General features: G+C 49.5%; 12 protein-coding genes. 5 read left to right on the top strand and 7 right to left on the bottom strand.

Annotation, left to right across the window (positions count from 1 at the left end; genetic code table 11):
• Positions 1 to 54: 54 nt before the first annotated feature.
• Positions 55 to 585, bottom strand: a complete 531-nt coding sequence (locus tag QQL62_RS08350) for an acyl-CoA thioesterase (RefSeq protein WP_284377718.1) — start codon at positions 583 to 585, stop codon at positions 55 to 57.
• Positions 586 to 703: 118 nt separating this feature from the next.
• On the opposite strand from QQL62_RS08350, the gene QQL62_RS08355 reads away from it, so the two are divergent.
• Positions 704 to 982, top strand: a complete 279-nt coding sequence (locus QQL62_RS08355) for a YggT family protein (RefSeq protein ID WP_284377720.1) — start codon at positions 704 to 706, stop codon at positions 980 to 982.
• 49 nt (positions 983 to 1,031) lie between these two features.
• Here the strand turns inward: QQL62_RS08355 and QQL62_RS08360 are convergent, their stop codons facing one another.
• Both QQL62_RS08360 and QQL62_RS08365 read right to left on the bottom strand, forming a co-directional pair.
• Positions 1,032 to 2,252, bottom strand: coding sequence for an argininosuccinate synthase (locus tag QQL62_RS08360; protein WP_284377722.1), 1,221 nt, complete (start codon positions 2,250 to 2,252; stop codon positions 1,032 to 1,034).
• A 72-nt stretch (positions 2,253 to 2,324) separates the two neighbouring features.
• A complete protein-coding gene (locus QQL62_RS08365; protein WP_284377723.1) occupies positions 2,325 to 3,407 on the bottom strand; it encodes a transporter substrate-binding domain-containing protein in 1,083 nt (360 codons plus the stop codon).
• A gap of 89 nt (positions 3,408 to 3,496) precedes the next feature.
• Here QQL62_RS08365 and ilvA point away from each other — a divergent pair, with 89 nt between their 5' ends.
• Positions 3,497 to 4,732 carry a threonine ammonia-lyase IlvA gene (gene ilvA / locus QQL62_RS08370; RefSeq protein ID WP_284377724.1) on the top strand — a complete coding sequence of 412 codons (1,236 nt, stop codon included), beginning with the start codon at positions 3,497 to 3,499 and terminating at the stop codon, positions 4,730 to 4,732.
• Between the two features lie 6 nt (positions 4,733 to 4,738).
• Positions 4,739 to 5,500: an alpha/beta fold hydrolase gene (locus QQL62_RS08375; RefSeq protein WP_284377728.1), complete on the top strand. Its 762-nt coding sequence runs from the start codon at positions 4,739 to 4,741 to the stop codon at positions 5,498 to 5,500.
• Here the strand turns inward: QQL62_RS08375 and QQL62_RS08380 are convergent.
• Genes QQL62_RS08380 through QQL62_RS08390 form a run of 3 tightly spaced genes read right to left on the bottom strand, consistent with a single transcriptional unit; the run spans position 5,497 to position 9,031 of the window.
• A complete protein-coding gene (locus tag QQL62_RS08380; RefSeq protein WP_284377730.1) occupies positions 5,497 to 5,841 on the bottom strand; it encodes an Hpt domain-containing protein in 345 nt (114 codons plus the stop codon). The genes QQL62_RS08375 and QQL62_RS08380 overlap by 4 nt on opposite strands.
• The gene (locus QQL62_RS08385; protein WP_284377731.1) at positions 5,838 to 7,181 is read right to left on the bottom strand and encodes a DUF3131 domain-containing protein; all 1,344 of its coding nucleotides are present in this window, start codon (positions 7,179 to 7,181) and stop codon (positions 5,838 to 5,840) included. The genes QQL62_RS08380 and QQL62_RS08385 overlap by 4 nt, the downstream gene beginning before the upstream one ends.
• Positions 7,178 to 9,031: a glycosyltransferase gene (locus QQL62_RS08390; RefSeq protein ID WP_284377732.1), complete on the bottom strand. Its 1,854-nt coding sequence runs from the start codon at positions 9,029 to 9,031 to the stop codon at positions 7,178 to 7,180. Before QQL62_RS08390 ends, QQL62_RS08385 begins: the two co-directional genes overlap by 4 nt.
• Before the next feature lie 150 nt (positions 9,032 to 9,181).
• Between QQL62_RS08390 and QQL62_RS08395 the strand changes: the two genes are divergently transcribed.
• Together QQL62_RS08395 and QQL62_RS08400 are read left to right on the top strand one after the other, a co-directional pair.
• A complete protein-coding gene (locus tag QQL62_RS08395) occupies positions 9,182 to 10,435 on the top strand; it encodes a SpoIIE family protein phosphatase (protein WP_284377733.1) in 1,254 nt (417 codons plus the stop codon).
• A 71-nt stretch (positions 10,436 to 10,506) separates the two neighbouring features.
• The gene (locus QQL62_RS08400) at positions 10,507 to 12,102 is read left to right on the top strand and encodes a peptidoglycan-binding protein (RefSeq protein ID WP_284377735.1); all 1,596 of its coding nucleotides are present in this window, start codon (positions 10,507 to 10,509) and stop codon (positions 12,100 to 12,102) included.
• On the opposite strand, the gene QQL62_RS08405 is transcribed toward QQL62_RS08400, so the two are convergent.
• Positions 12,099 to 12,539, bottom strand: coding sequence for an NUDIX domain-containing protein (locus QQL62_RS08405; RefSeq protein ID WP_284377737.1), 441 nt, complete (start codon positions 12,537 to 12,539; stop codon positions 12,099 to 12,101). The two genes, QQL62_RS08400 and QQL62_RS08405, sit on opposite strands and share 4 nt — an antisense overlap.
• Positions 12,540 to 12,548: the final 9 nt, after the last annotated feature.

Genomic DNA, 12,548 nt, shown 5'->3' on the forward strand with positions numbered 1-12,548 from the left:
TTTGATCTGACTAGACCAGCCTTCACACCTAGAGGCAAGGAAATTCCCGCCAAACTAATGTACAGGTGGCCAAACACGCGTGTTTTCTGCGGCGATCCAATTCTGTGCCCATTCCGGCATCTCTGGATTCCAATCCGGAACCCCTAAATAATCCGCAAATTTTTGCGGGGGAACGATCCCATTTCTATCCGTTAGCGCCGATCGGTACAGGATACTGGATGTGGCTTCTTCTGCGCGATACATGGTTTGTAGGATATAGATAAACCGCGCATCGCGCCCCATCGCAGTAGTTTTAATTTTAACTTTGTCAAATAGATGCACACGGCGCCGATACCGAACCGAGGCCCCCGCCATGGTCAGACCCCATTTGTTTTCCTTCATCGCATCTAACAACCCAACCTGCCACCCAAAGGGCAAGCGCCCCACATCAAATAGGGTCAAAATACGCCCGTTGTTCAGCTCGTTGAAGACGTCCAAATCTTGGGGCCAGATGCGCAGGGTGCATTCATGTGTCTGGTCCACGGTTAATCTACCTTGGCGTTTGGCGCGACGATATTCCAGCGCAAGGCGCACAAATGGGTACATGGTGTGATCCTTTTTCGATCAAGTTGCAAAGCACACCCATATGTGACAAGCGAAACGTTGGGTAACCTTGCAACTGACACGATTGATCGCTAGCTAGATTGAAACAACGGAGACTACGATGCACTCACTTGCACAAATTTTATTGATGTTACTGGATTTCGTCTGGTTTATTTTGATCGCTCACATCATCATGAGCTGGCTGATCTCGTTTAATGTATTAAACACACATCAGCCCTTGGTGGCGCAATTGTGGTATGCTTTACAACGCCTGCTAGAGCCTATCTATGCCCCTATTCGCCGGATGCTCCCGCCTATGGCCGGTTTGGATTTCACACCACTGATCGTGATTTTTGCGATCCACGCGCTGCGGATTGTCATCACCAACAACCTATACTAAAAAGGCCCGCGCAATGCGCAGGCCCCTGAATGTTAGGCTGATCTGCAGATCAGCCTTTTTTGTCGCGCGCCGCCAATAGCTTTAGACGCAATGCATTAATTTTGATAAATCCAGCTGCATCCGCCTGATCATAGGCCCCTGCATCATCTTCAAATGTTACATGTGCTTCGGAATAGAGGCTATCCTCTGACCAACGGCCAACAGTTTGCACCAAACCTTTGTACAATTTCAGGCGCACAGTACCATTCACGTGCTCTTGGCTCTTGTCGATAAGCGCCTGTAGCATTTCGCGCTCTGGTGAATACCAGAATCCGTTATAGATCAGCTCGGCATATTTTGGCATCAGCTCGTCTTTTAGATGCGCCGCGCCACGATCAAGGGTGATGCTTTCGATGCCGCGATGGGCCTCTAGCATAATTGTGCCACCCGGCGTTTCATAAATCCCGCGCGATTTCATGCCCACAAAACGGCCCTCGACCAGATCAAGACGCCCAATTCCATGTTTGCCGCCCAGCTCGTTTAGGGCGGTTAGCATTTCTGCCGGTGTCAAATCCTTGCCATTCAGCGACACAGGATCGCCCTTGCTGAACCCAATCTCGATATGCTCTGGCGTATCGGGGGCATCTTCTGGATGCACGGTGCGCTGGTATACATAGTCTGGCGCTTCTACGGCTGGATCCTCTAGCACCTTGCCCTCTGACGAGGTGTGCAACAGGTTGGCATCCACAGAGAACGGCGCCTCGCCGCGCTTATCTTTGGCGATCGGAATTTGATGCTGTTCGGCAAATTCTATTAATTTGGTACGGCTGGATAGATCCCATTCGCGCCACGGTGCAATCACTTGAATTTCTGGATTCAAGGCATAGGCGGCCAATTCAAAGCGCACCTGATCATTGCCCTTACCTGTGGCGCCGTGTGCCACCGCATCAGCACCGGTTTCGGCCGCAATTTCCACAAGGCGTTTTGAAATCAGTGGCCGCGCAATAGAGGTGCCCAGTAGATATAATCCTTCGTATACCGCATTAGCGCGAAACATCGGGAATACGAAATCGCGTACAAACTCTTCGCGGACATCATCGATGTAAATGTTTTCAGGTTTCACACCCAACATCTCGGCCTTTTTACGGGCCGGCTCCAGCTCTTCGCCTTGGCCGAGATCAGCGGTAAATGTTACCACCTCGCACCCATATTCAATTTCCAACCATTTCAAAATGATCGAGGTATCAAGCCCACCTGAATAGGCCAGAACAACTTTTTTAGGCGCTGCCATAGCATATGCTCCGCGATTTAAGGATTCCATTTGAGCGGGGTTTATGTGGTTTTGGCCCGACGGGCAAGAGGCCTAGTAATTTGCGCCAAACCACTTGCCAACCAATTGCGCATACTCACCATTTTCTTGTAGTAACAATAACTCGCGGTTCACTTGCTCCAACAAGGGCGACCCAGATTCAAATGCAAACCCGTATTTTTGAGGATTAAACACCGAACCCACGGTTTCAAATTCACCCAAAGCCTCGGTTTTAACGTAATAGGCCAACACTGGCGCATCATGTACCACCGCATCAATCTCTTTGTTGCGCAGGGCCTCATACAGGTCTGTCAGGCTTTCAAAGGTCAGATGGTCAACGGCCTTGCGGGTCAAAAATTTCGATGATGTAGATGCCTCGGTGGTGCCAACCACCTTGCCGCGCAAATCTTGGATGCTGCTTACCTGTGTGCGTAGGGATTCCACGGTTAGGGACGCGGTGATTTGCGCCACAAAGGCCGATACCACAAACAAACCGATAACAATCAGAACATAGGCCAACATCCGCCCCGCCATAGAAACCGGTGTAAATATTGTAAAGCTGGCGTTGGTCACAACACTAACCGCCCACCAAATACCTTCTTCTAGGCTTTTGGGCTTGTCCAGCTCTTTGAAAAAGCCGCTCTTACGCTCACACCATGCAATCAACGCGCCGGCACAAATGAACAATAGGATCGCCCCAACCAACAACATCAGCAATTGCGGATTAAACAATGCGGCAAACACCGAGGTTTCTTCGCCGGATCGCTTCATTATTGACAGGCCCGCATCAAAAATCGGCTGAGAGAAATCCATAATTTCCTCTCTGGCAGAGGTCACGGAAATATTCGCGCCTGCTAAATCGACATCCCCCGTTTCTACCGCGGATAGCAATTCTGGAAAGCTGTCGATTTTCCTAAAGCTGGTTTCAAAATTGGCGTTGGTGGCGATTTTCTCCCACAATTCGATGGTAAACCCCTGCCATTCTCCATTTTTTTGAAAAGCAAATGGTTTTCGCTCGATCGTGGCCATTTCTATCGGCTGTACAGGTTGCGCAAATGCGACCTGACCAAGAGAAATCGCAATCAGAACAATCAACCCTGTCCAAAATTTACCAAACCCCATACAATCGCCCCTCATTGCCGCCCCTCTTTGCGTAAAACTTTTTACGGGCATTGCGAGGGTAAATAAAGACCTTTACGTTACAAAAAAAATCAAAGGTAGCAAATATGTCTTCGTTCCAGATTGACGCGAAAAGCGCCACACAGGAAATGCGCGCATTATTCCCGTCAACACCTCTGCAAAAAAACGAATACCTATCGGAAAAGTACAGCGCAGATATTTACCTGAAACGCGAAGATCTCTCGCCGGTGCGGTCCTATAAAATCCGTGGCGCATTTAACGCCATGCGCAAACAGGTTTTTGCCGGAAACAACGGGCCATTTGTTTGTGCATCTGCTGGTAATCACGCACAGGGCGTGGCCTTCGCATGCCAACATTATGATGCACGGGGGCGTATTTACATGCCCGTAACCACTCCACAGCAAAAAATTGGCAAAACCAAAGCCTTTGGCCGCAATGCTATCGAGATCATTCTAGAGGGCGACAGCTTTGATGAAACCTTGCGTTCGGCGCAAACCTATGCAGCTCAGCATAATGCCACCATGTTGCCCCCTTATGATCATCCTGATGTGATCGAGGGCCAAGCCTCGATCGCGGTAGAAATTCTTGATCAACTCGGCAAATGCCCCGATTATATCATCGCGCCCGTGGGCGGTGGCGGGCTGTCCTCGGGGTTGGTAAAATACTTCGGTGCAAAAACCAATTTTCGATTTTGCGAACCCGCCGGCGGACGGAGCCTCTTTGGCGCGCTAAAGGCTGGTCATCTGATCACGTTAGAAGAGGTCGATAATTTCGTGGATGGCGCAGCTGTTGCCCGCATTGGGGATGCGAACTTTGCCGCGTTGCATACTCAGCCCATCGAAAACACACTGTCCATCCCCGAGGATCGTCTTTGTTCTACTATGATCGAAATGCTGAATATCGAGGGCATTGTCCTAGAACCAGCCGGCGCGCTATCCGTTGATGCGCTGAAAGATGTCGCCCCAGAAATCGTTGGCAAGACAGTGGTTTGTACAGTTTCTGGTGGGAATTTTGATTTCGAACGCCTGCCAGATGTCAAAGAGCGCGCTTTGCGGTTTGAGGGCCTGAAAAAATACTTCATCCTACGATTGCCCCAACGCCCAGGAGCACTAAAGGATTTTCTTGGCTTGCTTGGGCCCAACGATGATATCGCACGGTTTGAGTATCTGAAAAAATCTGCAAGAAACTACGGATCGGTTTTGATCGGAATCGAATCTAAAACTGCGGCGGGGTTCCCGCCCCTGCTAGACCGTATCAGTGATGCGGGTTTCTCTTTCCAAGATATTACAGATGATGATATCCTTGCCCAATTCTTAATCTAGGTTCCCATGTTAGAAATCCAACAATTCGGTACACCCAGCGACCACCCCACCCTTGTTATTGTTCACGGGTTATTTGGTTCTGGCCGCAATTGGCGTGCAATCGCACGGCACTTCGGCCGCGATCGCCATGTTGTAACCCTTGATATGCGCAACCATGGCAACAGCTTTTGGAGCGATGATCACAGCTATCCAGCAATGGCAGATGATCTGCGCAAAGTCATTCAATCACTAGATAGCCCTATAGATTTGATGGGGCATTCCATGGGCGGCAAGGCGGCAATGGTCTTGGCGCTTGAAAGTCCTGAATTGATTAACAGATTGCTGATTATCGATATCGCGCCGACGGGATATAACCACGATCAGGCCTCGAATGTAGAGATCATGAAATCTCTACCAATCTCTGATCTGACCCGACGCTCCGAAGCAGACGAAATATTAGCAGAATCTCATCTAGAGCCGGCAGTACGCGCATTTTTCTTGCAGAGCCTGATTTTGTCCGAACAAGGTAACTCTTGGAAATTGAATTTGGATTCTTTGGGAAAAAACATGGACTTGATCCTTGGCTTCCCAGAAATCAGTGGTCAATTTAAGAGGCCAGCCCTTTTCCTGCGCGGTGCCCTCTCGCCCTATGTATCCAAAGATGAATACCCACGGATCAAGGCCCTGTTCCCAGCATCATCAATTCAATCGATTGATGGTGCTGGGCATTGGCTACATGCCGAGGCTACACGCGCGTTTATTACCGCCGTAGCAAGTTTCATCGACTAAGGTTGATAGCTGGTGTGCACGGGCGCCCCAGTTAAAAATTCGGATTTTGATGCATCGTATAGCGCAACCACAGACTGTAGATCCACCTCTGCTGCCTGCTGCTTATTCGCCAAGTCCTCACCCGCGCCACATGATGCCGCAAAATCCGCAAACCCAAGGTTGGCGGCCGAACCTTTTAAAAAGTGTAGTGCGGTCGCCATGTCATCATCACCCATCGATGTAATCTCGCGCAGTGCATCAACCGCCTCGTCGACCTCTTCTATAAAAACCACAACGATATCCCCGAAGTCCTCGGCGCCAATATCTTCTTCTAGCTGTTTCACTTGATCCCAGTTTATCACTGTTCGTCCTTTCTGTTGAATCTTCCCGTAACCAATGGGCCGTTCAGCTTGTACTGAAGCGCCTCTAAAATGATCCCGTTAGTATTGGCTGTCGATACTGCGTTTACCCGCCCATCCGACTCGTAGATGCCAGAATTCCACCCGCTGTCCGTAGTTTTGGCGACATCTATATGTTCCAGCAACCGATCGGTATATTCCGTCTGGAACAACGCATCCCAACCGAAAACCGCCTTGGTGCTGACCGTGCGCTTATCTGTATGAGAGCTGCCATCCTCGGCCAATGGGTTCCACGCCACACCATTTGCATACACAGTATTGTACAAAAAGTAGGGCTCTTGATCGAGGTTGTCCTCGCTGACCGCGGTCAAAATGCCGGCATTTTTAAAGCGCCCCTCTTGGGCACGGTAAATGCGATCCGCCAGCTCTCGCGCCTCTGTATCCAGCCCAAATTCGATCGCCGCCAAAATATAGGGCTCGCTGACCACATAGTTATGGGCATCAAATTCTGAAAAACTGCGGCTGTCGATTGCGATCTGTTGACCAGATACCGGCACAAAATTTAGATAATCGTCATATTTCATCGCGCTCAGCGCATCCAAACCCAATAACCCGATCGCCCGCGCGGCATATTCTTCGTAGCCAAGGCGACCCTCTTGCACTGTTTCTGATTGGTTTGTCTCGGGGTTCACGCGCGCACCAAACATCTCGCCGTTTTTCAACATGCTGGAAAAATCCCAGTTTTGAATGATTTGCGCCGACGCCCCCGCATGATCTGGATAATCATACAGCAAAATATTCAGAGGTACGCTCATGCGTGCAACATCAAGAGCAGACCAGCCAATACCCTGTTCGACCGGAGCATTTGCATAGTTGGTCATCGCAAGGGTCTGAGTATGGTACACCTTGTTTGGGAGTTGCCCCTCAAACAGCTCTATTCTTCCAAGTGTTCGCAACGCCAGGCCCATACGGTGATCGAATTTCGCACGGTCGATCAATCCGATCCGCTCTGCTGAAATCAACCCCAACAGATAAGAGGCCTGATCCCATATCGTCGTCGAGGGATAATTATTCACCGAATTCACGAGCCCCGTTTCTGGCTGGTAGTTTTTTTCAAAATACTGCCATGCCAGACGCGCCGCGTTCATATCCTGTTCACTTAGGGCGCCAATTGGTGCCAATTCCACCTGATCCTTGGTGGGTATGATCAACGCCCCCGCTGGCCCCCGCAGACTGGTGGCAACACCCGTTTCCATCGATAGGGCAATGCCTGCAGCCAAACACAGCCCAACGGAAAACGCGATATGGCTCCGCACCTTTAAAATGCTTGCACGAGCAGTCATGCTAGTTCTCCTTGCTTTACTTGATCTTGAATTTCCATTCCCGCCGAGGCGATATCCTTCGGGCGCCAGAGTGCTGCGGCAATCAACACAGTCATCGCATAGCCATTAATGCTGGCCCAGAAACCGTTCACGATCAGTGCTGTTAACCTTTGGGGATTTGGATCCAAGTATTGCTGAACCGCCCCGTATCCTATGGCCAAAACACACAGGCATAGCACCGTGATCTGCGGAATCACCAAGTGGAGAAAATTGCCCGTATTTCTAGACTTTGGGGTCACCTTAAATTTAATCTCTCGGCGCATGACTACCGCCCACATCGCCTGAATATTAAACGAGAAAAACGCAAGGTTCAGCATCTTACCCTTGCGATTATCAACCCCCCATGTCCCAAGAGCGGAGGCCAATTCATGCATCAACAGAAAAGGCAAAAGATGCGCGAAAAACTCTACCGAATAGGCAGAGACTGGCGAAATGCCAGAGAACAATGCAAAAATGGGCGCACCGATAAAAATCACCAACCATATAGGTGCAAGATAAGACCAAAACGTCATTGCATACATCATTTTTTGGGCAAGGCTCATCCCCGACCGTCTAAGCGGATTATCATAAAGCATGATGTGCAATGTCCCTGCCGCATACTTAAACCGCTGTAATGCCCATGTGTGTAAATCCAAGGGCGATAACATTTTGGTCTCCACCCCTGGGTGTAGAATCGATTTCCAATTTCTCTCGGTGTCTTCGTGCAAAACAATCGAGGTATAGATATCTTCGGAGACATGGAATTTATAGGGGGTCAGCTCTGTAGAAAGTGCGCACTCCGTTGCAAGCGCGGATTGCAGCTGCGCTTTTCGATCTGGTACAGATTCATTCTCACTATACCCCGCGACCATTCCCTGCACTTGGCTCGAATAATCACGCAAAGCAGACTCCATCACCGCGCCTCGGCGGTGAATTGACCCAGCACCACAACAAAACGATGCATTCGCGCGATTTCTCCTGCGCAAAATCACATCGTAAAACAACTTCGGATCGGAAATGAAAGGGTCTTGGTTGACTGTAATTGGGCCAACCACAGTTTCGACGGCCTTGGCAGACCATTTCCCAACCACCCCACAGGCATTTTGCCATACGTCAGGTAATCTCGTTCCCTCTGGCACATCATAAAACCACTGCGGTGTCTGAACCCACGCAACATCAGCATCCCTAAAATACCCCAAGGTATTGATTAGAAATGTAGGAAAAACACGCGTATCAGAATCGAGGATTACAATGAAGTCCCCGTCGGTGTTCTCCATTCCGTTGCGCAGATTTCCAGCTTTGTAGCCGATATTACTGCTGCGGGTGATATAATTGACACCCTCTTGTTGGGCTACGGCCTTCATTTCTGGACGGTTCCCATCATCCAGAACATGCACCTTTATATCTATTGAATATGGATATCGCACCGCCATTGCATCCCGAATGGAATACCGGATCAGCTCTGGGTCTTCGGTATAGGTGGGCAGAAAAATATCCACGCTCAACGGTCGATCCGCGCCATCAAACATAACCTCTCGGCGCATTTCCGGAGGTGGGGATTTCGGCACGTCATCCGTAGACCACAAATTGTTCACATAAAGGAGCAACCCGATAAATGACAGGGTTTCAGCCAGAGCCACAGGCACCGAAAACCATAGCGCATCGTGATTTAGTGAATGCGCCCAGCGCCACTGAATATACCAGATTCCCAGAAATACCGTGGCCGTCGCACATAATTGCCACAGAAATTCGATGCGCGGATTATAGGCCAGCGGCGGCTCTGGTTTTCGGTCTTCATACTCGGAGAAATAGAATTTTTTAAGGGGGCGCATCTGTGTCTCGATATTCGTGTTCATTGCGCTGAGTATGTGCAGTGTAGGGCTAATTTTTAGTTACCAAACCCAAAAAGATAATTTTACCAGACTTCATTTTTTATAAACGCCTCTAGGCGATGTTCCCCCAATGATAGGAGCAAAATACAAATGCAAAACCCCAATTTTATTGATGATATTCCAAGTGAAAGTTCTCTTAGTGTGCTGGTGGTCGACGACAGTCGCCTTCAACGCAAACTGGTTTCTACGCACTTAAAGAAGTGGGGGTTTACATTGCATGAGGCGGCTTCGGGACAAGAGGCGCTCGATATACTGGATCAACATCCAATAGATATGATTCTATCGGATTGGGTAATGCCCGAAATGAGCGGCCCCGAATTCTGCCAGGAATTTCGCAAGTTACCCCGTGAAAACTATGGATACTTTATTCTACTGACCTCTAAATCCGAGAAAGGCGATATCGCAGAGGGGCTAGAAAAAGGTGCGGATGATTTTCTATCCAAGCCGGTAAATGCCGCTGAATTGCGCGCACGCATCAAAGCGGGCGAGCGCATTCTTAGCATGCAACAGGAACTACATCTGGAATATGCGAAAACCACCGCTGCCCTTGCAGAAGTGAACCGCGTGAACGCGGAAATGACCAAAGATCTCATCCAGGCCGAAAAGCTACAGCATTCATTATTGCCGGCCGCCGAGATCATTACCGAAACGTATCGTTTGTCCAATATTTTCAAGTCCAGCGGACATGTCGGTGGAGACCTGTTAGGAACCTTTGCGCTTACCGAAGATAGAATCGCTGTATACTCTCTAGATGTTTCGGGGCATGGCGTTTCTTCCGCATTGCTTACCGTTCAGCTTAATGGGCAATTCTCGCCCCATGATCGCGCGAATAACATCGCTTTTAAATCTGATCTAAAGGGTGATTACACGATTCGCGAACCCCATGAAATTGCCGCGGCATTTAACCACCACTTGCTTGCACATAGTGACACCGAGCTCTATTTCACATTGGCATATGCCGACATAAACCTAAAAACTGGTCACACCAAAATGGTACAGGCTGGTCACCCATTTCCAGTGATTTTCAATCACAACACTGGCGTTCGGCGCTTGGGCGAGGGCGGCCCCCCAATTGGGTTGATCCCAGATGTGCCTTTTGAAACCTTCAGCTTCGATTTAAACCACGATGACAAACTGTTATTGTACTCCGATGGCCTAACCGAATGCCAAAATACCGCTGGCGACCTTCTGGATGACGAAGGTCTCGAAACCATCTTGCTAAATCATCAAAACAGTAGCGGCCCAGAACTGCTGGCCGACATCGTTTGGGATCTGACCGAGTTCGCAGAAGGTGATGATTTTGGCGATGATTTGTCTGCAATTTTATTCGAATTCTCCGGGTAAATTCTGCTTATTTTACGCTTTAGTTACGGCTTCTATCCAATCTGACTCCAATTGGAATCAAAGGAATGGTTATGCGTTCGACTCTAAAAACTTTGCGCTCTTTGGGTTTGGTGGGCTTGCTGATTGCAGGGGTCGCCTGCACCCCACTTAGCCCAAATTTTGCACAGCGCACCGCCCAGCCCAAGGTGCCCGCGGCGCGCAACTTCACATCCTTTAGCGCCAGCCTGCGGTGTATGGACACGCTACTGGCCAGTACCAAACGCGGGCGCACACTCATCTCTTCTACTGGCATTCCCGACCTAACAAATAAGATTTCTGTCGCCGGAGACGATATGCTGGTTAACGCGCTAAATCAGATGAATAGAACCAGCGGGGCCTATGTATTCGTTGATCAATCATTGGAACGTGATTCCGGGCAAATTGCCATCTATACGCCACAAAAAAATATAGCCACACCCACACTGTATGTACGTGGATCAATCTCACAGGTTGATAGCAGCGTTTCTTCAAGCAGCGGTTCTATTACCAGCACCGATCAAAGTGGTGAACGATCCCTAGGGGATGCAAATGCCAACATCGGCCGTGGATTGTCGATTGTTACTGTTGATATGCATTTAGTGTCTTTCCCAGATAAAACAGTTGTACCAGGGTCTTCAGTTGCCAACTCAATGGTCGTGACCAGTCGGAGCTTTGGCACCGGTGCTACTGGAACCATCAACATGGCACTCTTCAAGAGCACCATTCAAATCTCTCGTATCGAAAGCATGAGCCAAGCGGTGCGAAACCTCGTAGAATTAGGCGCGATCGAGCTGATCGGGCGCCATGCAAATGTCCCCTATTGGGAATGTCTAAACATCCCGGCAACCAAACAGCGCCAGACAAACCGCAAAGAGATTGTCTTTAGTTCCGCAGACAAACCGCTTCGCATCCCCGAGGTGCAGAAAATGCTGACCCAACTGGGGTATTACAGCGGCGCGGTTACCGCCGTTCTGGATCAGCGTACGCGCGATGCCATTAGCCATTTTCAGGCTAAGTCCGGCCTTATTGCAACCGGTGATCTAAACTACGATACATACCAACACCTACAAGAACAGACCAGCGGCTTTGCCCCAAGACGACGGACCTCGGATCCAGACGGAAAATTCCAGAACCCTGAAATGCCAACATTGGTGATTGCAGAAACAACCCCGCGTCCGGCCACATCGCAATCCAATCCAATATTCAAGTCAAAAAATATTCCAAGAACTGGCCCAGGCGGTCTTCCGATGCGGTTTTTAAAAACCAGATACGCAACCAATGATGTCATACGCGCTCAGATATCAATCCCTAGCTCTGGATTCCTAAGCTGTTTTCATCGATCCGGCACTAGCCCAATCGTGCAGGTATTTCCAATGGATCCCAATGTCGCCTTTGCGGTCAGCAAAGGACAATTAATTACCGTACCAGATGCGCAGGATGGTTTTGATATCAAAGTCGAAAGCAAGACCGCAACCGAGAAACTGTTTTGTATTGTCGAACGCAACCGCACCCCGATTGATATTTCGGATATCAGCGGCACCGGCCCGCTACAGCCCCTAACTGTGAATTCATTTCAGGAGATTTTAGGTAAAATGCAATCCAAAAACCGTCGCGTTCTCTGGGCCGAAGCCCATGTGGGATCCCGCTAGTTATGCAACAAAAATTGCCCTAGGAAATATCGATCTCCCTCTGATGCTATCATATCCAGCGCAGCCTCGGCATTTGCCCAGATAGCGTAGTGTCCGCGCTCACTTGGGGGCCCCAAAGAGCGCCCGGCGCGCAACACATAGATATGGCAAATTTTGCGCGCATAAAGATCATACTCAGGCATAAAGGTATAGCGGCAGTAAACACCCAGCTTGCGCTCTACTTGGCAACTCCACCCCGTTTCTTCTGCAATCTCGCGATACAGCGCCTGTAAGGGTGGCTCGCCTTTATCGATGCCACCGCCCGGTAATTGAAATTCAGGTATCGGAGAAATTTGATGCGTCAACAACACACCCAGCTCCCCCAAAATAACTCCATATGCGCCTGGGCGATCCCTATAATTTTCTGTGGCTAATTTCGGCGCACCAAATCGCAACATCGTTCCAAT

This window comes from Amylibacter marinus, assembly GCF_030160015.1.
In the GTDB taxonomy this organism is placed as follows: Bacteria; Pseudomonadota; Alphaproteobacteria; order Rhodobacterales; family Rhodobacteraceae; genus Amylibacter; species Amylibacter marinus.

Excerpts from the sequence above, each read along its gene's own strand:
- QQL62_RS08350 (WP_284377718.1), bottom strand. The coding sequence starts at position 585 with ATGTACCCATTTGTGCGCCTTGCGCTGGAATATCGTCGCGCCAAACGC.
- QQL62_RS08355 (WP_284377720.1), top strand. The coding sequence starts at position 704 with ATGCACTCACTTGCACAAATTTTATTGATGTTACTGGATTTCGTCTGG.
- QQL62_RS08360 (WP_284377722.1), bottom strand. The coding sequence starts at position 2,252 with ATGGCAGCGCCTAAAAAAGTTGTTCTGGCCTATTCAGGTGGGCTTGAT.
- QQL62_RS08365 (WP_284377723.1), bottom strand. The coding sequence starts at position 3,407 with ATGAGGGGCGATTGTATGGGGTTTGGTAAATTTTGGACAGGGTTGATT.
- ilvA (WP_284377724.1), top strand. The coding sequence starts at position 3,497 with ATGTCTTCGTTCCAGATTGACGCGAAAAGCGCCACACAGGAAATGCGC.
- QQL62_RS08375 (WP_284377728.1), top strand. The coding sequence starts at position 4,739 with ATGTTAGAAATCCAACAATTCGGTACACCCAGCGACCACCCCACCCTT.
- QQL62_RS08385 (WP_284377731.1), bottom strand. The coding sequence starts at position 7,181 with ATGACTGCTCGTGCAAGCATTTTAAAGGTGCGGAGCCATATCGCGTTT.
- QQL62_RS08390 (WP_284377732.1), bottom strand. The coding sequence starts at position 9,031 with ATGCGCCCCCTTAAAAAATTCTATTTCTCCGAGTATGAAGACCGAAAA.
- QQL62_RS08395 (WP_284377733.1), top strand. The coding sequence starts at position 9,182 with ATGCAAAACCCCAATTTTATTGATGATATTCCAAGTGAAAGTTCTCTT.
- QQL62_RS08400 (WP_284377735.1), top strand. The coding sequence starts at position 10,507 with ATGCGTTCGACTCTAAAAACTTTGCGCTCTTTGGGTTTGGTGGGCTTG.
- QQL62_RS08405 (WP_284377737.1), bottom strand. The coding sequence starts at position 12,539 with ATGTTGCGATTTGGTGCGCCGAAATTAGCCACAGAAAATTATAGGGAT.